This window comes from Pseudomonas fluorescens Q2-87 (assembly GCF_000281895.1).
Taxonomy (GTDB): domain Bacteria; phylum Pseudomonadota; class Gammaproteobacteria; order Pseudomonadales; family Pseudomonadaceae; genus Aquipseudomonas; species Aquipseudomonas fluorescens_S.
On sequence record NZ_CM001558.1, the window covers coordinates 5,791,324 to 5,814,626 of the forward strand.

At 62.4% G+C, this 23,303-nt stretch carries 23 protein-coding genes; 18 read left to right on the top strand and 5 right to left on the bottom strand.

What is annotated here, in order from left to right:
- Window positions 1-29: 29 nt before the first annotated feature.
- Window positions 30-3,392, top strand: coding sequence for a mechanosensitive channel MscK (gene mscK / locus PFLQ2_RS02345; RefSeq protein ID WP_003186549.1), 3,363 nt, complete (start codon window positions 30-32; stop codon window positions 3,390-3,392).
- Between the two features lie 37 nt (window positions 3,393-3,429).
- The gene (gene selO / locus PFLQ2_RS02340; protein WP_003186550.1) at window positions 3,430-4,893 is read left to right on the top strand and encodes a protein adenylyltransferase SelO; all 1,464 of its coding nucleotides are present in this window, start codon (window positions 3,430-3,432) and stop codon (window positions 4,891-4,893) included.
- Window positions 4,894-5,073: 180 nt separating this feature from the next.
- Here selO and PFLQ2_RS02335 read toward each other — a convergent pair whose 3' ends face one another.
- The 4 genes from PFLQ2_RS02335 to PFLQ2_RS02320 form a co-directional block, all read right to left on the bottom strand.
- A complete protein-coding gene (locus tag PFLQ2_RS02335) occupies window positions 5,074-5,475 on the bottom strand; it encodes a helix-turn-helix domain-containing protein (RefSeq protein WP_003186551.1) in 402 nt (133 codons plus the stop codon).
- Complete coding sequence (locus PFLQ2_RS02330) at window positions 5,472-5,768, bottom strand: type II toxin-antitoxin system HigB family toxin (protein ID WP_003186552.1); 297 nt, start codon at window positions 5,766-5,768, stop codon at window positions 5,472-5,474. Before PFLQ2_RS02330 ends, PFLQ2_RS02335 begins: the two co-directional genes overlap by 4 nt.
- 163 nt (window positions 5,769-5,931) lie before the next feature.
- On the bottom strand, window positions 5,932-6,210 hold the full coding sequence (locus PFLQ2_RS02325) for a hypothetical protein (protein ID WP_003186553.1): 279 nt from the start codon (window positions 6,208-6,210) through the stop codon (window positions 5,932-5,934).
- A 245-nt stretch (window positions 6,211-6,455) separates the two neighbouring features.
- Window positions 6,456-7,361: a LysR family transcriptional regulator gene (locus PFLQ2_RS02320; protein ID WP_033046324.1), complete on the bottom strand. Its 906-nt coding sequence runs from the start codon at window positions 7,359-7,361 to the stop codon at window positions 6,456-6,458.
- A 206-nt stretch (window positions 7,362-7,567) separates the two neighbouring features.
- On the opposite strand from PFLQ2_RS02320, the gene ycaC reads away from it, so the two are divergent.
- A complete protein-coding gene (gene ycaC, locus PFLQ2_RS02315; RefSeq protein WP_003186555.1) occupies window positions 7,568-8,194 on the top strand; it encodes an isochorismate family cysteine hydrolase YcaC in 627 nt (208 codons plus the stop codon).
- Window positions 8,195-8,367: 173 nt separating this feature from the next.
- Window positions 8,368-8,790 (top strand): thioredoxin TrxC, encoded by a 423-nt coding sequence (gene trxC / locus PFLQ2_RS02310; protein ID WP_003186556.1) that lies wholly within the window; start codon window positions 8,368-8,370, stop codon window positions 8,788-8,790.
- Window positions 8,791-8,854: 64 nt separating this feature from the next.
- Here the strand turns inward: trxC and PFLQ2_RS02305 are convergent, their stop codons facing one another.
- Window positions 8,855-9,625, bottom strand: a complete 771-nt coding sequence (locus PFLQ2_RS02305; protein ID WP_003186557.1) for a ParA family protein — start codon at window positions 9,623-9,625, stop codon at window positions 8,855-8,857.
- 351 nt (window positions 9,626-9,976) lie between these two features.
- Here PFLQ2_RS02305 and PFLQ2_RS02300 point away from each other — a divergent pair, with 351 nt between their 5' ends.
- The 14 genes from PFLQ2_RS02300 (at window position 9,977) to PFLQ2_RS02235 (ending at window position 23,294) form a co-directional block, all read left to right on the top strand.
- Window positions 9,977-10,705 carry a beta-ketoacyl synthase chain length factor gene (locus PFLQ2_RS02300; protein ID WP_033046325.1) on the top strand — a complete coding sequence of 243 codons (729 nt, stop codon included), beginning with the start codon at window positions 9,977-9,979 and terminating at the stop codon, window positions 10,703-10,705.
- Window positions 10,681-11,490 (top strand): lysophospholipid acyltransferase family protein, encoded by an 810-nt coding sequence (locus tag PFLQ2_RS02295; protein ID WP_003186559.1) that lies wholly within the window; start codon window positions 10,681-10,683, stop codon window positions 11,488-11,490. Before PFLQ2_RS02300 ends, PFLQ2_RS02295 begins: the two co-directional genes overlap by 25 nt.
- A complete protein-coding gene (locus tag PFLQ2_RS02290; RefSeq protein WP_003186560.1) occupies window positions 11,471-11,731 on the top strand; it encodes a phosphopantetheine-binding protein in 261 nt (86 codons plus the stop codon). Before PFLQ2_RS02295 ends, PFLQ2_RS02290 begins: the two co-directional genes overlap by 20 nt.
- 9 nt (window positions 11,732-11,740) lie before the next feature.
- The gene (locus PFLQ2_RS02285) at window positions 11,741-11,995 is read left to right on the top strand and encodes an acyl carrier protein (RefSeq protein ID WP_003186561.1); all 255 of its coding nucleotides are present in this window, start codon (window positions 11,741-11,743) and stop codon (window positions 11,993-11,995) included.
- Window positions 11,992-12,537, top strand: coding sequence for a hypothetical protein (locus PFLQ2_RS02280; RefSeq protein ID WP_003186562.1), 546 nt, complete (start codon window positions 11,992-11,994; stop codon window positions 12,535-12,537). The genes PFLQ2_RS02285 and PFLQ2_RS02280 overlap by 4 nt, the downstream gene beginning before the upstream one ends.
- Complete coding sequence (locus tag PFLQ2_RS02275; protein ID WP_003186563.1) at window positions 12,534-14,213, top strand: AMP-binding protein; 1,680 nt, start codon at window positions 12,534-12,536, stop codon at window positions 14,211-14,213. Before PFLQ2_RS02280 ends, PFLQ2_RS02275 begins: the two co-directional genes overlap by 4 nt.
- A gap of 161 nt (window positions 14,214-14,374) precedes the next feature.
- The gene (locus tag PFLQ2_RS02270) at window positions 14,375-15,109 is read left to right on the top strand and encodes a glycosyltransferase family 2 protein (RefSeq protein WP_003186564.1); all 735 of its coding nucleotides are present in this window, start codon (window positions 14,375-14,377) and stop codon (window positions 15,107-15,109) included.
- Complete coding sequence (locus tag PFLQ2_RS02265; RefSeq protein ID WP_003186565.1) at window positions 15,106-16,050, top strand: glycosyl transferase; 945 nt, start codon at window positions 15,106-15,108, stop codon at window positions 16,048-16,050. Before PFLQ2_RS02270 ends, PFLQ2_RS02265 begins: the two co-directional genes overlap by 4 nt.
- Window positions 16,031-17,575: an HAL/PAL/TAL family ammonia-lyase gene (locus PFLQ2_RS02260; RefSeq protein WP_003186566.1), complete on the top strand. Its 1,545-nt coding sequence runs from the start codon at window positions 16,031-16,033 to the stop codon at window positions 17,573-17,575. The genes PFLQ2_RS02265 and PFLQ2_RS02260 overlap by 20 nt, the downstream gene beginning before the upstream one ends.
- Entirely contained in the window at window positions 17,568-17,993 is a 426-nt protein-coding gene (locus PFLQ2_RS02255; RefSeq protein ID WP_003186567.1) for an acyl-CoA thioesterase, read from the top strand. Before PFLQ2_RS02260 ends, PFLQ2_RS02255 begins: the two co-directional genes overlap by 8 nt.
- Window positions 17,990-18,583: an outer membrane lipoprotein carrier protein LolA gene (locus tag PFLQ2_RS02250; protein WP_003186568.1), complete on the top strand. Its 594-nt coding sequence runs from the start codon at window positions 17,990-17,992 to the stop codon at window positions 18,581-18,583. The genes PFLQ2_RS02255 and PFLQ2_RS02250 overlap by 4 nt, the downstream gene beginning before the upstream one ends.
- Window positions 18,567-20,906, top strand: coding sequence for an MMPL family transporter (locus PFLQ2_RS02245; protein WP_003186569.1), 2,340 nt, complete (start codon window positions 18,567-18,569; stop codon window positions 20,904-20,906). The genes PFLQ2_RS02250 and PFLQ2_RS02245 overlap by 17 nt, the downstream gene beginning before the upstream one ends.
- Complete coding sequence (locus PFLQ2_RS02240; RefSeq protein ID WP_003186570.1) at window positions 20,903-22,060, top strand: hypothetical protein; 1,158 nt, start codon at window positions 20,903-20,905, stop codon at window positions 22,058-22,060. The genes PFLQ2_RS02245 and PFLQ2_RS02240 overlap by 4 nt, the downstream gene beginning before the upstream one ends.
- Window positions 22,047-23,294: an NAD(P)/FAD-dependent oxidoreductase gene (locus tag PFLQ2_RS02235; RefSeq protein WP_003186571.1), complete on the top strand. Its 1,248-nt coding sequence runs from the start codon at window positions 22,047-22,049 to the stop codon at window positions 23,292-23,294. Before PFLQ2_RS02240 ends, PFLQ2_RS02235 begins: the two co-directional genes overlap by 14 nt.
- Window positions 23,295-23,303: the final 9 nt, after the last annotated feature.

A 23,303-nucleotide genomic window follows, 5' to 3' on the forward strand; every position in this document is an offset into this window, starting at 1 on the left:
TCCCACTCTCACTTGCTTGACCGGTCTCTATGCCTACCCTGCGCTCCTTCTTTGCCATCGCCCTGCTGGGCCTGAGTCTCTCTGTCTGCACGCTGCAAGCCGCTGAACAGCCCACCAGTGCCTCGGTGCAGGCCAGCCTGGACAAGATCGCCGACCGCAAGCTGCCGGAAGCCGACCAGAAAGCCCTGCAGGCCGTATTGCAAGGGACGCTGACCCAGCTCGCCAACCAGGCCGACTACGAGCAGAAGCTGCTCGCCCTTAAACAGCAACTGGCCAATGCGCCCAAGCAGAACATCGAGAATCAGCGCGAGCTGGCGCGGCTCAAGGGCACCATGGTGGTGCCGGTGGCGCAACGCTACGCCAACCTGCCGATTCCCCAGCTCGAACAGATGCTGACGGAACGCTCCACCCAGCAGAGCGATCTGCAAAAAGCCTTGGCCGACGCCAACAGCCTGATCATCACGGCCCAGACCCGTCCCGAGCGCGCGCAGGCGGAAATTTCCAGCAGCCAGACCCGCATTCAGCAGATCAACACCATCCTCAAGGCCGGCCGCGACGCCGGCAAAGCCCTGAGCAGCGAACAGCGCGACCAGCTCAACGCCGAACTGGCGGCGCTCAATGCGCTGATTCCGCTGCGCCGCCAGGAACTGGCCGGCAACAGCCAACTGCAGGACCTGGGCAACGGCCAGCATGACTTGCTGATGGAAAAAATCGCCCGCATGGAGCAGGAGATACAGGACCTGCAAAACCTGATCAACCAGAAGCGCCTGGCCCAGTCCCAGCAAACCGTGACCCAGCAATCCATCGAAGCCCAGAAGGCCGGTGGCAGCAGTCTGCTGGCGACCGAAAGCTCGACCAACCTGAAGCTCTCCGACTACTTGCTCAAAAGCACCGACCGCCTCAACGAGGTCACCCAGCAGAATTTGCAGACCAAGCAATTGCTGGACAGCGTCACCCAGACCGACGCCGCCCTGGACGAGCAGATCAGCGTGCTGAAGGGCAGCCTGTTGCTCTCCAAGATTCTGTATAAGCAGCGCCAGACATTGCCGCGCCTGAAGTTGGACCAGAACCTGGCCGACCAGATCGCCGATATCCGTCTGTACCAGTTCGAAGTCAGCCAACAACGCGAATTGCTCAGCAACCCAAGCGCTTACGTCGACGGCCTGCTGGCCTCTCAGCCATCGGAGCAAGCCACACCGCAACTGCGCAAGGCGCTGCTTGAGCTGGCATTGACCCGTGTCGACTTGCTGGAACGCCTGAACCGTGAATTGAGCGCGGTACTCAACGAATCCATCACCTTGCAGCTCAATCAGAAGCAGTTGCTCAGCACGGCCCAGAGCCTGCGGGCGACCCTCGAAGAGCAGATGTTCTGGATTCCCAGCAACAAGCCGCTGGATTTCGAATGGATGCGTGCCGTGCCGGCACGCCTGGAAAAACAGATCGACTCGCTGCCCTGGGCTTCGAGCCTCAGCGAGCTGGCCGATGGCCTGACCCAGCGCCCCCTGCTGTTCCTGCCCCTGGCGCTGCTGATCGGCGCGCTGCTGTGGCGGCGCAAGAATCTCTATGCTCGCTTGAACAAGGTTCACCAGGACGTCGGCCACTTCAAGCGCGACAGCCAATGGCACACCCCCCAGGCGATCCTCATCAATATCCTGCTGGCGATGCCGGTGGCCCTGGCGCTGACACTCTGTGGCTATGCGTTGCAGATTGACGCCCGCGGCCAGAACGCCAACCTCGGCGCAGCGCTGCTGCAGATCGGCCAGGCCTGGCTGGTGTTCTACACCGCTTATCGAGTGCTGGCGCCGGGCGGTGTGGCCGAGTTGCATTTCCGCTGGGAGAAACCCCAGGTCGAATTCCTCCAAGGCTGGATCCGTCGACTCGGGCTGGTGGTATTAGCGTTGGTGGCCGTGGTGGCCGTGGCCGAGTTGCAACCTGCAACCCTGGCCGATGACGTACTCGGCATGCCGGTGGTGCTGACTTGCTACGCCCTGATGGCATGGTTACTCAGCCGCCTGCTACTGAGCAGCCCGACGCACCAGAACACCTCGCTGTTTCGCAAGGCTGTCGGGGTGATGTTCACCGCGCTGCCCATCGCGCTGTTCGTGGCGGTGTGCTTCGGTTACTACTACACCGCGCTGAAGCTCAGCGACCGGTTGATCAACACCCTGTACTTGTTGATGTTCTGGCTGGTGATCGAAGCCACCTTCGTGCGCGGCCTGTCAGTCGCGGCGCGGCGCCTGGCGTACCAGCGGGCCCTGGCCAAGCGCCAAGCGGCCAAGGAGGCCGGCGACGGCGAAGCGGTGGTCGAGGAACCGACCCTGGACATCGAAAAGGTCAACGAACAGTCCCTGCGCCTGATCCGTCTCGCCCTGCTGGGTGGCTTCATGGCCGCACTGTACTGGGTGTGGTCGGACCTGATCAGTGTGTTCTCCTACCTGGATAACATCACCCTCTACGAATACACCAGCGGCACCGGCGTCAACATGAGCATGGTGCCCATCAGCATTGGCGACATGCTCGGGGCGCTGATCATCATCGGCATCACCTTCGCCCTGGCGCGCAACCTGCCAGGTCTGCTGGAAGTGTTCGTACTGTCGAAGCTGAACCTGGCCCAGGGCAGTGCCTATGCCACCACCACGCTGCTGTCCTATGTGATCGCCGGCGTTGGTTTCGTCACCACGCTGTCTACGCTCGGCGTGAGTTGGGACAAGCTGCAATGGCTGGTGGCCGCGCTGTCGGTGGGCCTGGGTTTCGGCATGCAGGAGATTTTCGCCAACTTCATCTCCGGGATCATGATCCTGTTCGAGCGTCCGGTGCGGATCGGCGACACCATTACCATCGGCAACCTGTCGGGCACGGTCAGCAAGATTCGCATCCGTGCGACCACCATCACCGACTTCGACCGCAAGGACATCATCGTCCCGAACAAGACGTTCATCACCGGACAACTGATCAACTGGTCGCTGACCGACACCGTCACCCGGGTGACCCTGAAACTGGGCGTGGATTACGGCTCGGACCTGGATCGGGTTCGCGAGTTGCTGCTGAAAGCGGCCCGTGAAAACCCACGGGTATTGAAGGAACCGGAACCGATCGTGTACTTCCTGAACTTCGGCGAGAGTACCCTGGACCACGAACTGCGCATGCATGTGCGCGACCTTGGCGACCGCAACCCGGTGCTGGACGAGATCAACCGCTTCATCAACCGGGAGTTCAAGAAGGAACATATCAACATCTCCTTCCGTCAGATGGAAATCTATCTGAAGAACATGCAAGGCCAGGAGTACAAACTGGTGCCTGCCGAGCCCGATAAAAAGTCCATTACGCCTGAGCCTTCGGCGGTCGCCAGCATCAAACCGGTGCCCGAGCCGCCGCAAGGCACTCTCGATTGATCGTGGGTTGCCTGAGGGCGCCCCGCCGGAGACGCCCATGAAGACACTGGAAACGCTGACCTTCGATAACCGTTTTGCCCGCCTGGGCGACGGTTTTTCGGCGCATGTGCTGCCCGAGGCCATCGATAATCCGCGCCTGGTGGTTGCCAGCCCAGCCGCCATGGCGCTGCTGGACCTGGACCCGGCAGAAGCCGAGACGCCGCTGTTCGCCGAGATTTTCGGCGGCCACAAGCTCTGGGCCGAAACCGAACCCCGGGCAATGGTGTATTCGGGGCACCAGTTCGGCCATTACAACCCGCAGTTGGGCGATGGCCGTGGGTTGCTGTTGGGTGAGGTGTACAACGAGGCCGGCGAACATTGGGACTTGCACCTAAAAGGTGCCGGCCAGACGCCATTTTCGCGGATGGGCGACGGGCGCGCGGTGTTGCGCTCCTCGATCCGCGAATTCCTCGCCTCCGAAGCCTTGCACGCCTTGGGCATCCCAACCACTCGCGCTTTGTGCGTGATCGGTTCGGACACCCCGGTATGGCGCGAAAAACAAGAGCGCGCCGCCATGGTGCTGCGCCTGTCACCCAGCCACGTGCGCTTCGGGCATTTCGAATATTTCTACTACACCAAGAAGCCCGAGCTGCAAGCGGCCCTCGCCGAGCATGTGTTGAACCTGCACTTCGCCGAGTGTCGCGAACAACCGGAGCCGTACCTGGCGATGTTCCGGGAAATCGTCGAGCGCAACGCCGAACTGATTGCCAAATGGCAGGCCTACGGGTTTTGTCACGGCGTGATGAACACCGACAATATGTCGATCCTGGGCATCACCTTCGATTTTGGGCCGTTCGCTTTCCTCGACGATTTCGACGCCAACTTCATCTGCAATCACTCCGACGATCAGGGCCGCTATTCCTTCAGCAATCAGGTGCCGATCGGCCAGTGGAACCTCAGCGCCCTGGCCCAGGCCTTGACGCCCTTCATCAGTGTCGAAGCCCTGCGCGAGACCCTCGGTTTGTACCTGCCACTCTTCCAGGCTCACTACCTGGACCTGATGCGCCGTCGCCTCGGCCTGACGAGTGCCGAGGAGGATGACCAGAAACTGTTGGAGCGGCTGCTGCAATTGATGCAAAACAGCGGCGTCGACTACAGCCTGTTCTTCCGTCGGCTGGGCGATCAGTCTCCCGAACAAGCCGTCGCCACCCTGCGTGATGATTTCGTCGACCTCAAGGGCTTCGATGCCTGGGGCGAGCTTTATGTCGCCCGGGTGAATCGCGAAGGCCCTGTTGATCAAGACCAACGCCGCATCCGCATGCACGCCGTCAATCCGCTGTATGTGCTGCGCAACTACCTGGCGCAAAAAGCCATCGACGCCGCCGAATCAGGCGACTACGACGAAGTGCGCCGCTTGCATACCGTTCTGAGCAGACCATTCGAAGAACAACCGGGCATGGACAACTACGCGCAACGTCCGCCGGAGTGGGGCAAGCATCTGGAGATCAGCTGCTCGTCGTAACCTTCCTGCCAAATACATAGCCCCGTGGCGAGGGAGCTAGCTCCCGCTGGGCGGCGCAGCCGCCCCAAGCTGGACTGACACGGACTTCCAGGCAGACCGCGTCAACCGGCTTTACGACGGCTGCGCCGCCGAGCGGGAGTAAGCTCCCTCGCCACAAAAGCGAATTGGTATTTCAGGTCATCAAATGAATGTTTCAACCGAGACACAAAAGCGCTCCGCCAACCAACGGATCTGCCTCAAATTGAGCTGACGCTTACCGCTCAATACCTCCGACACCACCGACTGAGTACCAACACCCGGCAAATCGCTCTGGTTCAAGCCATGTTCACGCATCAGGTAACGAAGCGCTGCGACGCCGCTCCCCCTGGGCATCGGTCGATGCTCGTGATCCCATGCCTCGATCCATTCACCGATAATATCCACCAGACTCATGAGCGGATGGGCTTCGTCATCGCCCACCAAGGCCAACAATTCATCAAGAGCAGCAGCCAACCGGTCATAATCCTCTTCGCTCTTGGGCTTGCGCAGCAGAGGCGACACAAACTCCCAATGGGCGGCGACTTGTTCTATCAGTGCGCTCATCCTTTTTCCTCCTTCCACTTGCCTCTATCGTATTCGTGATGATCCAGCACGCATTTGATGTACAAGCGCTGCGGCCGGTAGCGAACCACGGCGATCAGTCGCAACTTATTGCCACCAATATCGAACACATGTAACGGACCGACCTTATCGGTTGCGGGAAAAATGGACTTCATCGCAGCGAAGTCAGCAGGGCTGTTGCGCTTGATAAGCCGATACCATTGATCCAGCGCGCCAGCTGAGCGCGGCCATTTTTCCTTGGCCTCCCAAATGCGTTTCTCAGTGATCACATGCATGCAACGTCCTTATCGCATTTTGCTATGGAAGAGTTAAACACAGATCGCAAATATCGCAAGTTGCGATACACTCCTTCAGACGGACGCCCGCCCGAATTCGTTTTAGCCTAGTTAGCCAATGCTTCGAGCTTCGTTAAAAAATGTGAGTGGATGTGAGCCCAGCTCACCCCACCTTATCGTTCCCTTGCTCCGGCGTCTCGATCCCCGGCTCGGCTTCGGCATTGTCCTTGTCGGCCGGTTTTTCCGACGGTTTTTCCTCGGGGTAACCGGGCATACCACGGGCATCTTCGGGAGTCAGCTCATCGCGGTCGTGGCGGCTATCGATGGCGTAGGCCGGGGCGGCGTTGGGGTCTTCGTCGCGGCCGGCGGTGCCGAGGACAAAGCCGTCGTCGTTGGGGCTATCCACTGCCTGTGGGGTGGTTGGGTCTTGAGAATGGTTCATGGGACCTCCTGAGGTTGCAAACAGGTACGTTGTGTCTTTTTGAGGCCGCGACACCTTTTCAGTGCGGCACACCTGATGAATGGCAACCTTGATGAATCTGGTACAAACCCGGAATGTAAGCCTCTGTGGGAGCGGGCTTGCTCGCGAAGACGGCCTGATGGACGGTATCTCTATCGAATGTGCCGGCCTCTTCGCGAGCAAGCCCGCTCCCACATGGAAAACGCAGTGGTTTGGCTGCCTCCACGCTAAGCCATGTCGCTGTGGCTGAATTCCTCGGCGAGGAAATCGATCAGCGTACGCACCGACGGCAGCAACCCGCGTCGTGAAGCGAAGATCGCATGGACGATCCCGCACTTCGGCGTCCAGCCCGGCACCAGTTCCACCAGCCGCCCGGCAGCAATGTCCTCGCGCACTACCACCGTAGGCAGGTGAGCGACGCCGATGCCGGCCAGCACGGCATGACGCAGGGCCAGCAGGTCATCGGTGACCATGCGCGGCTCATGGCGGATCAACGCCCGGGTACCGTCCGGGCCGAACAATTCCCACTGGTATTCACGCTGCGCCCCGCCCCAATGCACGCTTGGCAAACCGTTGAGGTCCGCCGGGGACGCGGGGGACGACAGGCGCTCGCGGTAATCCGGGCTGCCCACCAGGCACTGGGTACTGTTGCTCAGCACTTTCATGACCATGTCGGTGTTTTCCAGCGGCGGAAAGCGCACCCGCAAAGCGATATCAAAGCCTTCATGAATCAGGTCGACCCGGCGGTTGGTGCTCTCGATAAACAACTCAACCCGCGGGTACTTCTGCATGTAGCGGGTCAGCATCGGCCCGACCCAACTGTTGAGCAGCGCTGTCGGGCAACTGATGCGCACCAACCCCTGGGGTTCGGAACGGTTGCGCTCGATCACTTCGGCCGCGCTCTCGGCCTCGACCCGCATCGCCAGGCAGCGCTGGTAATAGGCCTGACCGATCTCCGTCAACGTGCAGTGGCGACTGGTGCGATGGAGCAACCGCACGCCGAGCCGTTCTTCCAACTGGGCAATGCGTCGGCTGAGCTTGGACTTGGGCATGTCCAGCGCACGGCCAGCAGCGGCGAAACCGCGGTGTTCGACCACCTGGGTGAAGTAATACAGCGTATTGAGGTCTTCGATGACCGTTCTCCAAATAGAACGCTAAGGCGGATTTTCGCAGTCTAGCGCATCAAAGGTGCGAGTTTTAATCTACACCCATCGAAACGCAACACGGATTGAAGCCGGGCGCTTCGACCGGATGAGTCACCGATCAATCGCTATACCGACATTAAAAACCTTAACCACGCCGAAACCTTCGGCAACCAAAACTTAATGAGGGCTACGCCATGACTACTTCCTACAACCGTCTCGACAAAGATAACGCCGCCGTTCTGCTGGTCGACCACCAGGCTGGCCTGCTGTCCCTGGTACGTGACATCGATCCGGACCGCTTCAAAAACAACGTGCTGGCCCTGGCGGACCTGGCGAAATACTTCCAACTGCCGACCATCCTCACCACCAGCTTCGAAACCGGCCCTAACGGCCCGCTGATGCCAGAACTCAAGACCCTGTTTCCAGACGCGCCGTACATCGCCCGTCCTGGCCAGATCAACGCCTGGGACAACGAAGATTTCGTCAAGGCGATCAAGGCCACCGGCAAGAAGCAACTGATCATCGCCGGCGTCGTCACTGAAGTCTGCGTAGCCTTCCCGGCACTCTCGGCCCTGGCCGAAGGTTTCGATGTGTTCGTGGTCACCGATGCGTCCGGCACGTTCAACGAACTGACCCGTCAATCGGCCTGGGACCGCATGTCCTCCTCGGGCGCCCAACTGATGACCTGGTTCGGCCTGGCCTGTGAGTTGCACCGCGACTGGCGCAACGATGTGGAAGGGTTGGCAACCTTGTTCTCCAACCACATCCCGGACTACCGCAACCTGATGACCAGCTATAACACCCTGACCAACGGGAAATAATCGGCAACACTGTACTAAATGTGGGAGCGGGCTTGCTCGCGAAGGCGGAGTATCAGTCGACATCTATGTGTCTGATACATCGCCTTCGCGAGCAAGCCCGCTCCCACAGGTTTTGTGGTGGTCTGTATATAGTGTTCAATCTGTGCCAACGATTTTTCCTGGAGACCGACCCGATGCTGATCCCCTGCCCCCATTGCAACGGGCTCAACCGCATCCCCGCCGAACGCCTGGGCGACCAGCCCAAGTGCGGGCGCTGCAAGGCCCAAGTGCTATTGAACAAACCGTTCGAACTCAAGCAAGGCGACTACGCCAGCCAGATCAAGGGCGACCTGCCATTGCTGGTGGACGTCTGGGCCGATTGGTGCGGGCCGTGCAAGTCCTTCGCCCCCGTGTTCGAGCAGGCCGCCGCGCAGCTGACGGGTAAATGCCGGTTGGCCAAGCTCGACAGTGAGGCCAATCAGCAATTATCGGCGCAGTTGGGGATTCGCTCGATTCCCAGCCTGATCCTGTTCAGGGACGGTCGGGAAGTGGCGCGCCAGAGCGGTGCATTTCCGCTGCCGCAATTGATGGAGTGGTTGCGTAGCCAGGGAATCTGAAGCCTTTTCACAACAGTGGGAGCGGGCTTGCTCGCCCCCACATTGGGTTTGCATAGCCAGCAAGTCAGGCGCTTTCCAGCAACCCATGCAATTCCACGAACTGCTGGGTCAGCTTGTGCCGTGGGTCCAGGTGGATCAGCGGCAGGCTCGCCTGGTGGGATTCGCGCATGCGCACCGAACTGCTCAAGTATACCGGCAACACCGGCAGGCCTTCGGCAATCAGTTCGTCGAGGATTTGCTGTGGCAGGCTGGCGCGGGCCTGGAACTGGTTGACGACGATGCCTTCGACTTCCAGGCCTTCGTTATGGTCGTCCTTGAGCTCTTCGATCTCTGCCAACAGGCCGTATAACGCCTGGCGGGAGAAACTGTCGCAATCGAAGGGAATCAGCACTCGATCGGCGGCAATCAGCGCCGAAACGGCATAGAAATTCAACGCCGGCGGCGTATCCAGGTAAATCCGGTCGTAATCCTCATCCAGCTCTTCAAGCAATTTTCGCAGCTTGTTGATCTTGTGTTTCGCCTCGAGCTTGGGCTGCAGATCCGTCAGCTCCGCAGTGGCGGTGATAACGTGCAGGTTGTCGAACGGCGTCTCGTAGATATCCACCTTGTTCTTCTTCGAGAAAGGTCCCGACGATAAGGTCTGCTTGAAGAAATCAGCGATGCCCATGGGAATGTCATCGCCGGTCAGGCCTGTCAGGTACTGAGTGGAATTGGCCTGGGCATCCAGGTCAATCAACAGCGTGCGATACCCCTCGCTGGCGCTGACCGCCGCCAGGTTGCAGGCGATGCTGGACTTGCCCACGCCCCCTTTCTGATTGAACACCACGCGCCGCATGTCAAAACCTCCGTGTATCAAAGATTCCCGAGTGTAGTAGGCCGTTACACCGCTTAGCTACCTTCTGCGTAGAAGGACTACAGCATTGGTGGCTTTTCCCACAATGGGAGCGTCAATTCGCCCGGAGAATGACAGACATAGGCGACAGACAGGCGCTTCATGATCAGGACAATAGCCGATGCAGGACCTGCAACGAACAAACCCGTACATTTTGCTGGGCAAAATGTAACCAACATTTGCTACAAGCCAACCGCACCGGGATAATGCGCGCCACTTGGGTCGCAAGGCCATGCAGGGTTGGACGCGGGTCAAACCACTGAACCGTGACAAAAAAAAGCCCGCAGGGGTGGGATGGAATCTGTGATCAATTTCAGTATCGCCCAATGGCGCGCGTGGGCCCCTGGGCTCGAAAGCGTGGACGATTGGCTGGCATGGAGCCGACAGCCGGTCGTATTGCCCGTCAGCGATGCCGCCCCCGATGTATCGTTCCTGCCGGCCATGCAGCGTCGACGCCTCAGCCGCCTGGCGCGGATGGCCTTCAGCGTTGGCTGGCCACTGGCCGAAGGCCGACCGGACCTACCGTTGGTCTTTATTTCCCGCCACGGCGAAACCCCGCGCACTTTCGAGATTCTCAAGGACCTGGCCGCCGACCAACCCTTGTCGCCGACTCAGTTCAGCCTGTCGGTGCATAACGCGGTGATTGGCCTGTGGTCGATCATGCGCGGCGAAACCAGTGAAATGACCGCCTTGGCCGCCAATGGCGACGGCTTGGAACACGGCGTGCTGGAAGCTGCCGCGCTGTTGAATGAAGGATCGCCTGCGGTATTGCTGGTGATCACCGAGGAACAACCGCCGCAGGTCTATGCACCGTGGGTCGATGACGTGCCGTTTCCCTATGCGGTGGGCTTGTTGCTAACCCCTGGCGATGATTGGCAATTGGACCTGGCCCCACAGGCCGGCCAGTCGCCGGGCAATGACTGGCCCCATGCCCTGGATCTGTTGCGTACGCTGCTGAACAACCAAACCACCTGCCAACATGCCTGGAAGAATCGCGTATGGACCTGGCAACGCAACCGGTGACCGGTAAACATCGCGACGCCTATTACTGGCGCCTTATCGCGACCGCCGCAAGCTTCGCCCTGTTCGGGCTGGGCGGGCTGTGCCTGCGTTTGCTGGTTTTTCCGGTGCTGGCCTGGTTGCCCGGCGATGCCCAGGCCCACCGGCAAAGGGCTCGCCGCACGGTCGGGCGGCTGTTCTGGTTCTTTATCCGGTTCATGGCCCGCACCGGGGTGCTGACTTATCAGATCGATGGCGCCGAAAGACTCGGGCGGCCCGGGCAGATGATCATCGCCAATCACCCTTCGTTGATCGATGTCGTGTTCCTGATCGGCCTGGTGCCCAACGCCAACTGCGTGGTCAAGCAGAGCCTGTGGGACAACCCCTTTACCCGTGGTCCGCTGCGCTCGACCGAATACATCAGCAACGACGGCAGCATGGACATGCTCGACGCCGCCAGCGATGCCTTGCAAGGGGGGCAGACCCTGATCGTCTTTCCCGAAGGAACGCGCACCCAGCCAGGCCAGGCGCCGGCCTTTCATCGGGGGGCTGCGGCCATTGCCTTGCGGGGTGCGAAAATTCTCACACCCGTCACCATCAAGGTCTACCCAACCACCCTGACCAAGGCCGAACCCTGGTATCGCATTCCCAAACGCCGCGTGCACTTCAGTTTTCGCATCGGGGCCGATATAGACCCACAGGCGTTCGCCGCGCTCGGCCCACCACCCCAGGCTTCGCGCAGGCTCAACGATTTTCTGCATCACTATTTCATCAAGGAGCTCGCCGAAGATGAGCGATCTGCACCGTGACATCAAACAGCTGATCATCGACGCCCTCGGCCTGGAGGATATTGGCGTCGGTGACATCGGCGACCACCAGACCCTGTTCGGCGAAGGCCTGGGCCTGGATTCGGTGGACGCCCTGGAGCTTGGCCTGGCGATCCAGAAAAAGTACGGCATCAAGATAGACGCCGACGCCAAGGACACCCGTAACCACTTCAGCAATGTGGCAAGCCTTGCGGCCTTCGTCACTGCAAAAAGCGAAGCCTGAGACCAGACCATGCAAACTCGTGACGATATTTTCAACACCCTGCGCGATGCTCTGGTCGAGCTCTTCGAGCTGGACGCAGAGCGTGTGACGCTGGAATCGAACCTGTACCAGGACCTGGAAATCGACAGCATTGACGCGGTCGACCTGATCGACCACATCAAGCGCCAGACCGGCAAGAAAATCGCCGCGGAGGAATTCAAGTCCGTGCGCACCGTCAATGACGTGGTCGAGGCGGTCTATCGACTGGTCCAACCGGCCGCATGACCCGGCTGATTGGCCTTGGCCTGCTGCTGGCGGGCCTGCTGTACCCTTTTGCGGTGTATTTCGGCATGGAGCATTTCGCCCCGTGGCAGTTCGGCCTGCTGCTGGGTAGCCTGTGGCTGGCCCGGGCTTTGCTCGGCAAAGGTGGGGCAGGCAGCCGCTGGATGGCGGTCACGGCGATTGTGTTCTGTGGATTGCTCGCTTTGTTCGACAGCCCACTCTTGCTGCGCTGGTATCCGGTGCTGATCAGCGCGTTCATGCTCGGGCTGTTCTCCCTGAGCCTGAAATACGGCCCGCCGGTAGCCGAACGCCTGGCCCGCTTGCGCGAGCCGCAGCTGCCGGCCAGAGCGGTGGTGTATACCCGCCAGGTCACGGTGGCCTGGAGTGTGTTTTTCCTGTGTAACGGTTTGCTCGCCGCCGCCCTGACCCTCTGGGCGCCGCTGAGCTGGTGGATGTTGTACACCGGCCTGATTTCCTACGGATTGATGGGGCTGCTGTTTGCCATTGAATGGCTCATACGACAACGGGTAAGAGGCCGCCCATGAATTGGATAACACTTGAGCAAATGCTGCTCGAGGCTCAGCCGGAGCGCGCAGTCGCTGTCGATCCGGCGTTGAATCACGCGCAATTGCGCGATGCGGCACTGCGCCTGGCTGCCCGCCTCAAGGCCCTGGGCGTGCGGCATGTGGCCGTGCACCTGGACGATGCCGCCGACCTGGCCGTCGCCCTGCTCGGCGCCTGGCGCGCCGGTGTGCGCGTCCTGCTTCCCGCCGACCTCCAAGCGCAGACACGCCAGCGCTGGGCGACGGACGTCGACCTGTGGCTGACCGACCAACCCGGTGATACTCATCCAGGCGATCTGCAACAGGAGCCGATGGACGCCGCCGAGCTGGATCTCGACCAGTGCTGGCTGAGCCTGTGCACTTCCGGCTCCAGCGGCGAGCCTAAGCGCATCGAGAAAACCCTGCGCCAGATGAGCAACGAGGTCCATGCCCTGGAACACCTGTGGGGCGCCGACCTTGGCCCGGCCTGCATGATCGGCAGCGTCGCCGCCCAGCACATCTACGGACTGCTGTTCCGAGTACTGTGGCCGCTGTGTGCTGGACGTCCCTTCGTGCGTCGGCAACTGGCCTTCCCGGAAGACCTGCAACGCGCCAGCCGAGAGCACCCCACCTTCGCCTGGGTCGCCAGTCCGGCCCTGCTCAAGCGCATGGGCGATAACCTCGACTGGCCGGCCTTGAGCTGCGTGCGTCGGGTGTTCTCCTCTGGCGGCGCCTTGCCCACCGAGGCCGCCCAGGCTTTGCAGCAGCGCCTGGGGCAATGGCCGACGGAAATCTTTGGCAGCTCGGAAACCGGCGGCATCGCCTGGCGCCAGGGCGGCGGATTGTGGCAACCCTTTGCCGACGTGACGCTGAGCCAGGACAGCGACGGCGCCTTGCTGATCGCCTCGCCCTATTTGCCGGTCGGCCATGTGGAGCACACCGCCGACGCAGCGCGCATCGCCGAAGACGGGCGCTTTGAGCTGCTCGGACGACTGGACCGCATCGTCAAGCTCGAGGAAAAGCGCATTTCCCTGCCGATGCTGGAACAGGCGTTGGCGGCCCACGACTGGGTCAGCGAAGCGCGACTGGGGGTGGTCCAGGAAAGTCGCGCCTCCCTCGGCGCGCTGTTGGTACTGAGCGAAAACGGCCTGCGAGCCTTGCGCAACCTGGGCCGGCGCGCCGTCACCGAAGGTCTGCGCCGGCACCTGAGCGACCATTGCGAAACCCTGGCCTTGCCAAGGCGCTGGCGCTGGCTGCGGCAGCTGCCGCTCAACGCCCAGGGCAAGCTGCCCCAGGCCGAGGTCGAAGCCCTGCTGATGTCGCCACGCCCCAAAGCCCCCGAAGTGTTGGAGCAAACTGAAACCGACGGCGAATGGAACCTGCGGCTGGTCGTACCGCCGGATCTTTCGTACTTCAGCGGTCACTTCCCCACCGCGCCGGTACTGCCGGGGGTCGTGCAGGTCGACTGGGCCATGAGCCTTGGCCAGCAATTGCTGGACCTTCCGCCCCGGTTCGTCGGCATGGAGGTGCTGAAATTCCAGCAACTGGTGCGTCCCGGCGATGAAATCCAGCTGCACCTGCGCTTCGACCGCGAGCGCGGCAAGCTGTATTTCGCCTATCGCAATGACACGGCAGCGTGTTCCAGTGGGCGGATTGTGTTGGGGATGGCCGATGATTAATGCTCACACCGCCCTCCTGTGGCGAGGGAGCTTGCTCCCGCTCGAGCGCGCAGCGCTCGCCCAGGGTTCTCAAGAACTAGGGTCTGCTTCGCAGCCCAGCGGGAGCAAGCTCCCTCGCCACAGGATAGCGACGCAAAGTAGATCGGTGGAAGGTGCAAACCATGCATAACCCCTGCGCCATCATCCCGGTCTACAACCACGAAACCGCCATCTCGGCTGTGGTCCAGGCGCTGCTCGCCAATGGCCTGCCCTGCGTGCTGGTGGACGATGCCAGCAGCCCGGCCTGCGCCGCCGTGCTTGATCGGCTGGCAGAGGGCGAGCGGGTTCACCTGGTCCGGCTGGCGGTCAACCAGGGCAAGGGCGGCGCGGTGATGACCGGCTTGCGAGAGGCTTCGCGCCTGGGCTTCAGCCACGCCTTGCAGGTGGACGCCGACGGCCAGCACGACCTGGGCGACGTCCAGGCTTTCATCGAGCAATCCCGGGCCCATCCGGACGCGGTGATCTGTGGTTATCCCCACTACGACGCCAGCGTGCCGAAAGGTCGCCTGTACGCACGCTACCTGACCCACGTCATGGTCTGGATCAACAGCCTGTCCCTGCAGATTCGCGATTCCATGTGCGGCTTTCGGGTCTATCCCCTGCCGCCAACCCTGGCGCTGATCGACTCGGCCAATATCGGCAAGCGCATGGATTTCGATTCGGACATCCTCGTGCGCCTGGCCTGGCGCAATCAGCCGATGCATTGGCTGCACACCCGTGTCCACTACCCCCAGGACGGCGTATCGCACTTTCGCCTGTTCCACGACAACGTCCTGATCTCCAGCATGCACACCCGGTTGTTCTTCGGCATGCTGGCGCGTTTCCCCCTGATTCTCTGGCGACGGTGGCGAGCATGAGCCTTCAGGCCGACAAGCAACACTGGGCCGACCGCCAGGAACGCGGCAGCTTCTGGCTGATGAAACTCACGGCAATTGCCGCCAAAGTGCTGGGCCGACGGTTGCTGAGCCCGGTGCTGTACGGCATCGTCCTGTACTTTTTCATTTTTGGTCGCAGCGCTCGCCGAGCCGCCTGGCAATACCAGCAGCGCCTGGCTGACTGGAGCGGCCGCGCCGAGTTGCGCCCGACCCGCTGGCGGGTGTTCGGGCAGTTCATGGCATTTGCCGACTCACTGCTCGACAAGCTCGACGTCTGGAACGGCAAGCTGAGCATCGAGCAGATCGAAATCGTCGATACCGCGCTGCTGCGCAATCATCTTCGCGATGCGCGCGGGCAAATGCTGGTGGGCGCGCATCTGGGTAACCTGGAAATGTGTCGGGCGCTGGCAGAGTTGGGCGAGAAAGTGACCATGAACGTGCTGGTGCACACCAAGCACGCCGAGCAGTTCAATCGCTTGCTGGGCGAAGCCGGCGCCACGCACCTGCGGCTAATCCAGGTCAGCGAGCTGAACCCGGTGATCATGCTGCAACTGAGCGAACGCCTGGAGCGCGGCGAGTGGCTGGCGATTGCCGGCGACCGCGTGCCGCTGCACGGCGGGCGCAGCGTGACCGTGGATTTCATGGGCCATCCGGCTGCATTCCCCCAAGGCCCCTGGCTGATGGCCGGCCTGCTCAAATGCTCGGTCAATCTGCTGATGTGTCTCAAGCACGAGGGCCGCTATCGCGTCACCCTCGAGCCCTTCGCCGATGCCGTGACATGGAAACGCAACGACCGCGAACAAGTGATCGCCCACTGGGCCGGCCGCTATGCCGAACGCCTGGCGCAGTACTGCCTCCAGGGCCCACAACAGTGGTTCAACTTTTACCCTTTCTGGAAGACCGATGACGATGCCCACTCTTGAGCCGGTAACCTTCGGCGAACGCCCCTTGCACATCGAAGATGTGCTGGCCCTGGCCAACCGCCAGGCACCGACGCAGTTGCAGGATGATCCGGCGTTCCGCCAACGCATTGCCAAGGGTGCGCAATTCCTCGACTCCTTGCTGGACAAGGAAGGCGTGATCTACGGCGTGACCACCGGCTACGGTGATTCCTGCGTAGTGGCCGTGCCGTTGCACCACGTCGAGGCCTTGCCGCGTCATCTGTATACGTTCCATGGCTGCGGGCTGGGCAAGCTGCTGGACGCCCAGGCCACGCGCGCGGTACTGGCCGCGCGCTTGCAGTCGCTGTGCCATGGCGTGTCCGGGGTGCGGGTGGAATTGCTGGAGCGGCTCCAGGCCTTCCTCGAACATGACATCCTGCCGCTGATCCCGGAAGAAGGCTCGGTGGGCGCCAGCGGCGATCTGACGCCGCTGTCCTATGTCGCCGCCACGCTGTCCGGCGAGCGAGAAGTGATGTTCCGCGGCGAGCGCCGCTTGGCCGCCGATGTGCATCGTGAACTGGGCTGGACCCCGCTGGTGCTGCGGCCCAAGGAAGCCCTGGCGCTGATGAACGGCACCGCCGTGATGACCGGCCTGGCTTGCCTGGCCTTCGCCCGGGCCGATTACCTGCTGCAACTGGCGACCCGCATCACTGCGCTGAACGTCGTTGCCCTGCAAGGCAATCCGGAACACTTCGACGAGCGCCTGTTCGCCGCCAAGCCGCACCCGGGGCAGATGCAAGTCGCCGCGTGGCTGCGCAAGGACCTGGCCATCGACGCGCCGACCGCGCCGCTGCATCGCCTGCAGGATCGCTATTCCCTACGCTGCGCGCCCCATGTGCTTGGCGTATTGGCCGACAGCTTGAACTGGCTGCGCTCGTTCATCGAAACCGAACTCAATAGCGCCAATGACAACCCGATCATCGACGCCGAAGCCGAGCGCGTGCTGCACGGCGGGCATTTCTACGGCGGGCACATCGCCTTCGCCATGGACAGCCTGAAAAACCTGGTGGCCAATGTCGCCGACCTGCTGGACCGGCAGCTCGCGCTGCTGGTGGACGAGCGCTACAACCACGGCCTGCCGAGCAACCTGTCCGGCGCCAGCGCCGAGCGGGCGATGCTCAACCATGGCTTCAAGGCCGTGCAGATCGGCACCAGCGCCTGGACCGCCGAAGCGCTGAAAAACACCATGCCGGCGAGCGTGTTCTCGCGCTCCACCGAGTGCCACAACCAGGACAAGGTGAGCATGGGCACCATCGCCGCCCGGGATGCGATCCGTGTGCTGGAATTGACCGAGCAAGTCGCCGCCGCCACGCTGCTGGCAGCCAACCAGGGCGTGTGGCTGCGCAGCCGCGCCGAAGACGCACGCCCCTTGCCGCCGGCCCTGGCCGCCATGCACGCGCAACTGGCCGAGGACTTCGCGCCGGTCATCGAAGACCGCGCCCTGGAAGGCGAACTGCGCCTGTGCCTGCAACGCATCGCCGAGCAACACTGGAGGCTGCATGCGTAGCCAAGGCGTGTTGCATGTCGAGACGCAGATCGTGGTGCCGTTTTTCGACGTCGATTCGATGAACGTGGTCTGGCATGGCCACTACGTCAAATACCTGGAAGTGGCCCGCTGCGCCTTGCTCGATCACATCGGCCATAATTACACCGACATGCTCGAATCCGGCCATGCGTGGCCGGTGATCGACCTGCAACTGCGCTACGTGCGCAGCGCCGTGTTCGGACAGGCGTTGATGGTACGTGCCAGCCTGGTGGAATGGGAGAACCGGTTGAAGATCAACTACCTGATCAGCGACGCCGCCACCGGGGAACGGCTTACCCGTGCCAGTTCAGTGCAAGTGGCCGTGGACGTCGCCAGTCGCGAAATGCTGCTGGCCTCGCCGCGGGTATTTGTCGAAGCCGTTGAAAGGACGTTGCCATGAAGCGCCTGTGTGTCTGGCTGTTGCTGTGCGGCCTGGCGCCCTTGGCCCAGGCGTTCGACCTGCAACAGCTGAGCGACCAACTGGCCCGCCCGGAGGTGATCCACGGGCAGTTCATCCAGGAAAAACACCTGCGCGCCCTGCCCCAGCCCCTGACCAGCAAGGGCCGTTTCGTATTGGCGAAAAACCACGGCCTGCTCTGGCTGTTGCAGACGCCGTTGCAACAGGACTATCGCATCACCGCTCAAGGCATCGCCCGACGGGACGGCAGCGCCTGGCAGATGCTGCCGAACAAGAGTGCCGGCGCCGAACAGAACCGGTTGTTCCTGGCCGTATTGCAGGGCGACAGCAGTGGCTTGCAGCGGGACTTCGAACTGAGCCTGGCGGGCGAGCCGCAGCAGTGGAAGCTCACCCTGACCCCGCGCTCGGTGCTGCTCAAACAGGTCTTCAACCAGATCAACATCGACGGCGGCGAACTGGTGCAACGCATCGAACTGCTGGAAACCCAGGGCGACAGCACGGTCCTGCGCATGCAAGACGCTACCCGCGCGCAACCCTTGAGCGAAGCGGAGCAACATGATTTTGCCGAGTGAACGGATGCTGCCCCGGCTGTTCCTGATCCTGCTGCTGGCCGTGCTGGCGCTCGCCGGCTGGCAATGGCGCAACGGTGCGCCGCTGTCGGCCAACCTCATGGAGCTGGTGCCGGGCACCTCGCCCGATGCCTTGGAGCTCGTCGCCGAACAGCGCATGCAGGAGCCGCTCAATCGCGAGGTGCTGGTGCTGGTCGGTCATGCGGACCGCCAACAAGCCATCGCCCTGGCGCAAACCCTGGGCGAGCAATGGCAAGCCAGCGGTTTGTTCGACAAGGTCCAGTGGACATTGCAAGCCGACTTGCCGGCCCTGCGCACGCAACTGCTCAACGGGCGGCTGGCGATGCTTTCGGCGGCGGACCGCCAGCAATTGATCGACCAGCCCCAGGCGTTCATCCAGCAACGGGTGCAGGCGCTGTTCGATCCGTTCACCGGCTTCAGCCTGGTGCCGAACCAGGACGACTGGCTGGGCCTGACCGGGCGTATCCAGAACAGCCAGCCACAACGCGGCGCGATACAGCTGGACGTGGGCAGCGGTGCGTTGATAGCCGATGCCGACGGCAAAAGCTGGGTCATGCTGCGCGCCCGCGCCCAGGGCACCGCGTTCGACATGAACCTGCCGCTGCAAGTGGCCGAGCTGCTGCAACGCAGCCGTGATCAGGCGGAGCAGGCCCAAGGGCAACTGCTGGCCGCCAGTGGCTTGCTCTATGCCGCCAGCGGCCAGCAACAGGCTTCGCGGGAAATTACCTGGGTCGGCGGTGGCGCGACGGTCGGCATCTTGCTGCTGCTGTTGCTGGCCTTCCGGCGCCTGCGGGTGTGGCTGGCGTTCGTGCCGGTGTTGGTGGGCATGCTGTTCGGTGCAGTGGCGTGCGTGGCGCTGTTTGGCCGCATGCACGTGATGACCTTGGTACTGGGTTCCAGCCTGATCGGCGTGGCGGTGGATTACCCCCTGCATTACCTGTCCAAGAGTTGGAGCCTCAAGCCGTGGCGCAGTTGGCCGGCCTTGCGCCTGACCCTGCCAGGGCTGAGCCTGAGCCTGGCGACCACCTGCATCGGCTATCTCGCCCTGGCCTGGACACCATTCCCGGCGCTGACCCAGATCGCGATATTTTCTGCCGCCGGGCTCGTCGGTGCCTACCTGACGGCCGTCTGCCTGCTGCCGGCGCTGCTCAAGGGCGCCGACTTGCGTCCGGCCCAGTGGCCGCTGCGCCTGTGTGAAAACCTGCTCAAGGTGCGCGAGGCGCTGCTCACGCGGTTGCCTACACCCGTGCTGCTGGTATTGCTGCTGGCCTTCTGCGCGGGCGGGCTCTGGCACCTGACCACGAAAAACGATATCCGCCAATGGATCGGCACGCCCCAGCACCTGACCGATGAAGCCCGGGACATCGCCCGCATCACCGGATTCCAGCCCACCAGCCAGTTCTTCCTGATCCGCGCCGCCAATCAGGCACAACTGCTTGAGCGTCAGACAGCCCTCAATGAACGGCTCGACCAGTTGATCGGCCTGGAAAGACTCCAGGGCTACCTGTCGCTGAACCAATTGGTCAGCCCACCGGCCGAGCAACAGAAAGTGCGTGAAGGCCTGGCCCGGTTGCCGACGTTCTGGCAACCGCTGTTGGACCTGGGCGTGCCGGTCGCCGCGCTGCAAGCGGAGCTGGCGCAACTGCAGGCGTTGCCGGTGCAAGACATCGATGCCGCGTTGACCGGGCCCTTGGCCGAGCCGTACCGCACGCTCTGGCTCGGACCGAACGCACAAGGCGTGGCCGCCACGATCAGCCTGCAAGGCCTGAACGATGCCGCGCTGCTGCGGGTGCAGGCGGTGGACTTGCCGGGCGTGCAACTGGTGGATCGCCTGGGGGACCTGAACCGGGTCTTCGCAGCTACCCAGGTCAGCGCCGCCGAACTGAAACTGGCCTCCTGCGTGCTGATTGTGCTGGTGCTGATCTGGCCGTTCGGCGTCGGCGCCGCCCTGCGCATTGTCGCCCTGCCGCTGCTGGCCGCGTTGTGCAGCCTGGCGAGCCTTGGCTGGCTGGGCCAGCCCTTGACGCTGTTCAGCCTGTTCGGCCTGCTGCTGGTAACGGCCATCGGCGTCGATTACGCCATTCTCATGCGCGAGCAAATCGGCGGCGCCGCCGTGAGCCTGCTGGGCACCCTGCTGGCGGCGGTCACCACCTGGCTATCGTTCGGCCTGCTGGCGCTGTCCAGTACACCGGCAGTGAGCAACTTCGGCCTGGCGGTGAGCCTGGGGCTGGCCTTCAGCTTCATGCTGGCGCCGTGGGCCGGACGCCAGGCACACGCGCCTGTCGTGCACGAGGCTCTGCAATGATGGTCCCGGTGTTCTGGCTCATGGCCTTGGGATTGTTCGCGGCGGCAACATTCGTGGGTCGTCGTTTCGGGCTGATCCCGATTGTCAGTCAGTTGCTGCTGGCGACGTTCGGCCTGCCGCTGCTGATGTATTTCTGGATCGAGCCGGGCTGGCAGCTCAGCGGTGCGCAACTGGTGTCGCCGGTGTGGTTGAAGAATTTCTACAGCCTCGCATTTGCGCTCTTGCTGGGGCACATCCTCAGCGACGTGATCGACCTGCGCCTGGACCGCCAGAGCATGAAGATCGCCCTGCCAAGCTTCATCGTTCCATTTGCCTGCGGCCTGGCGACGGCGTTCTGGCTGCTGCCGCCACAGCCGTGGATCAGTTCCCTGGCGGTGGGCCTGCTGTTTGCAATCACGGCGATACCCGTGCTGTACCTGTACTTGCGCCATATCGACTACCCGCCCGCCGCCACTCGGCGACTGGTGCAAACGGCGATCCTGATCGACCTGACCTGCTGGAGCCTGTTCGGCCTGGCCCAGGGCAGCCTGCATCTGAGTAGCCTGCTGCTGCCGTTGGCCGGCGCCTGCGTGCCGTTGCTGCTGCGCCTGGTTGGCCTGCGCCAGCCATTGCTGCACAGCGGCGTATTTTTTGCCCTGCTGGTGGTGGCCGAGCATTACCGGCTCAACGCACTGATCGTCGGAATCGGCTACCTGTTGTGCATGGCCGCGCTCAAAGTGCCGTTGAAATTGCCGCTCAACGCCGCCTGGATGCAGGGTTTGCAGACGTACCTGGCGATCCCGCTGATCCTGACGTTCGGCATCGTGCAGATCAACGTCCACAGCGCCCTGAACAGCTTCAACGGGGTGCAACTGGCGGCATTGCTGCTGTTGCCCATTGCCAGCAAATTGCTCGGCAACTGGCTGGGGCTGGGTTGGGCCGGCGCATCCTTCGCGGGCGCCAGCCGCTGGCGTGAAAGTGTCTTGCTGAATATTCGCGGTTTGAGTGAAATCGTCTTCCTCAACCTGTTATTGCAACAACAGCTCATCAGCCCGGCGTTGTATTTCATGCTGATGCTGATGGGTTTGATCGCAACACTGCTACCGGCCGCGGCCGGTTTCCACCGTATTCCCTCGATTGCCGTCCCGGCCAGGAGCTCAAGTGCCAAGCGTTGAAATGGAAAGTCGCCAGGTCGTCATCATCGGTGCGGGCCCCTCCGGCGCCATCGCCGCCGCGTTGCTCAAGCGCAAGGGCCACGATGTGTTGGTCATCGAGCGCCAGCATTTCCCCCGGTTCTCCATCGGCGAAAGCCTGTTGTCCCATTGCCTGGACTTCGTCGAAGAAGCCGGCATGCTCGAGGCCGTGAATGCCGCCGGGTTCCAGCGCAAGAACGGCGCCGCATTCGCCTGGCGCGAGCGCTACAGCGCCTTTGATTTCGGCGACACCTTCAGCCACGGCAAGCCCACGACTTTCCAGGTGCAGCGCGCCGACTTCGACAAATTACTGGCCGACCAGGCCGCGCTGCAAGGCGTGGAGATCCGTTATGGCGAAGCTATCGCCAGCGCCGATTTCACCCTCGCCAAGCCGCAACTGGGCGTGCAGCGTGAAGACGGCAGCGAATACCGCGTGGAAGCCGACTTCGTGCTCGACGCCAGCGGCTATGGCCGGGTCCTGCCGCGCCTGCTCGACCTTGAGGCGCCGTCGAACTTCCCAGTGCGCCAGGCGGTGTTCACCCACATCGAGGATCGCATCGACGCGCCGACTTTCGACCGCGAAAAAATCCTCATCACCACCCACCCGAGCAAGCGCGACGTGTGGTTCTGGACCATTCCCTTCAGCGGCGGACGCTGTTCGGTGGGCGTGGTCGCGGCGGCGGAACACTTCGCCAGCCGCACCGATGACCTCGACGCCTGCCTGCGTGGTTTCATCGACGAAACCCCAAGCCTGGCCGAAGTGTTGAAGAACGCTGTGTGGGATACCCCGGCGCGGACCATCGGCGGCTACTCGGCCAATGTCAAAACCCTGCATGGCCCTGGCTTCGCCCTGCTGGGCAATGCCGCGGAATTCCTCGACCCGGTGTTTTCCTCCGGCGTGACCATCGCCATGCGCTCGGCAAGCATGGCCGCTGGCGTGCTGCATCGTCAGTTGCAAGGCGAAAGCGTGGACTGGCAAAGCGAGTTCGCCGCCCCCCTCAAGCGCGGCGTAGATACCTTCCGCTGCTATGTCGAGGGCTGGTACGCCGGGACTTTCCAGGACGTGATTTTCTATACCGAAGGTTCGGATGATATCCGCCGCATGATCAGTTCGATCCTGGCCGGTTACGCCTGGGACGAGCGCAACCCGTTCGTCAGCGAACCCAAGCGGCGCCTGCGCATGCTTTCGGAAATCTGTGCGAGCCCGGCATCATGAGTGCCCTGC

What these genes read in the sequence shown, in the direction of transcription:
- mscK (WP_003186549.1), top strand. Translation starts at nt 30, where the DNA reads ATGCCTACCCTGCGCTCCTTCTTTGCCATCGCCCTGCTGGGCCTGAGT.
- selO (WP_003186550.1), top strand. Translation starts at nt 3,430, where the DNA reads ATGAAGACACTGGAAACGCTGACCTTCGATAACCGTTTTGCCCGCCTG.
- PFLQ2_RS02335 (WP_003186551.1), bottom strand. Translation starts at nt 5,475, where the DNA reads ATGAGCGCACTGATAGAACAAGTCGCCGCCCATTGGGAGTTTGTGTCG.
- PFLQ2_RS02330 (WP_003186552.1), bottom strand. Translation starts at nt 5,768, where the DNA reads ATGCATGTGATCACTGAGAAACGCATTTGGGAGGCCAAGGAAAAATGG.
- PFLQ2_RS02325 (WP_003186553.1), bottom strand. Translation starts at nt 6,210, where the DNA reads ATGAACCATTCTCAAGACCCAACCACCCCACAGGCAGTGGATAGCCCC.
- ycaC (WP_003186555.1), top strand. Translation starts at nt 7,568, where the DNA reads ATGACTACTTCCTACAACCGTCTCGACAAAGATAACGCCGCCGTTCTG.
- trxC (WP_003186556.1), top strand. Translation starts at nt 8,368, where the DNA reads ATGCTGATCCCCTGCCCCCATTGCAACGGGCTCAACCGCATCCCCGCC.
- PFLQ2_RS02305 (WP_003186557.1), bottom strand. Translation starts at nt 9,625, where the DNA reads ATGCGGCGCGTGGTGTTCAATCAGAAAGGGGGCGTGGGCAAGTCCAGC.
- PFLQ2_RS02300 (WP_033046325.1), top strand. Translation starts at nt 9,977, where the DNA reads ATGGAATCTGTGATCAATTTCAGTATCGCCCAATGGCGCGCGTGGGCC.
- PFLQ2_RS02295 (WP_003186559.1), top strand. Translation starts at nt 10,681, where the DNA reads ATGGACCTGGCAACGCAACCGGTGACCGGTAAACATCGCGACGCCTAT.
- PFLQ2_RS02290 (WP_003186560.1), top strand. Translation starts at nt 11,471, where the DNA reads ATGAGCGATCTGCACCGTGACATCAAACAGCTGATCATCGACGCCCTC.
- PFLQ2_RS02285 (WP_003186561.1), top strand. Translation starts at nt 11,741, where the DNA reads ATGCAAACTCGTGACGATATTTTCAACACCCTGCGCGATGCTCTGGTC.
- PFLQ2_RS02280 (WP_003186562.1), top strand. Translation starts at nt 11,992, where the DNA reads ATGACCCGGCTGATTGGCCTTGGCCTGCTGCTGGCGGGCCTGCTGTAC.
- PFLQ2_RS02275 (WP_003186563.1), top strand. Translation starts at nt 12,534, where the DNA reads ATGAATTGGATAACACTTGAGCAAATGCTGCTCGAGGCTCAGCCGGAG.
- PFLQ2_RS02270 (WP_003186564.1), top strand. Translation starts at nt 14,375, where the DNA reads ATGCATAACCCCTGCGCCATCATCCCGGTCTACAACCACGAAACCGCC.
- PFLQ2_RS02265 (WP_003186565.1), top strand. Translation starts at nt 15,106, where the DNA reads ATGAGCCTTCAGGCCGACAAGCAACACTGGGCCGACCGCCAGGAACGC.
- PFLQ2_RS02260 (WP_003186566.1), top strand. Translation starts at nt 16,031, where the DNA reads ATGACGATGCCCACTCTTGAGCCGGTAACCTTCGGCGAACGCCCCTTG.
- PFLQ2_RS02255 (WP_003186567.1), top strand. Translation starts at nt 17,568, where the DNA reads ATGCGTAGCCAAGGCGTGTTGCATGTCGAGACGCAGATCGTGGTGCCG.
- PFLQ2_RS02250 (WP_003186568.1), top strand. Translation starts at nt 17,990, where the DNA reads ATGAAGCGCCTGTGTGTCTGGCTGTTGCTGTGCGGCCTGGCGCCCTTG.
- PFLQ2_RS02245 (WP_003186569.1), top strand. Translation starts at nt 18,567, where the DNA reads ATGATTTTGCCGAGTGAACGGATGCTGCCCCGGCTGTTCCTGATCCTG.
- PFLQ2_RS02240 (WP_003186570.1), top strand. Translation starts at nt 20,903, where the DNA reads ATGATGGTCCCGGTGTTCTGGCTCATGGCCTTGGGATTGTTCGCGGCG.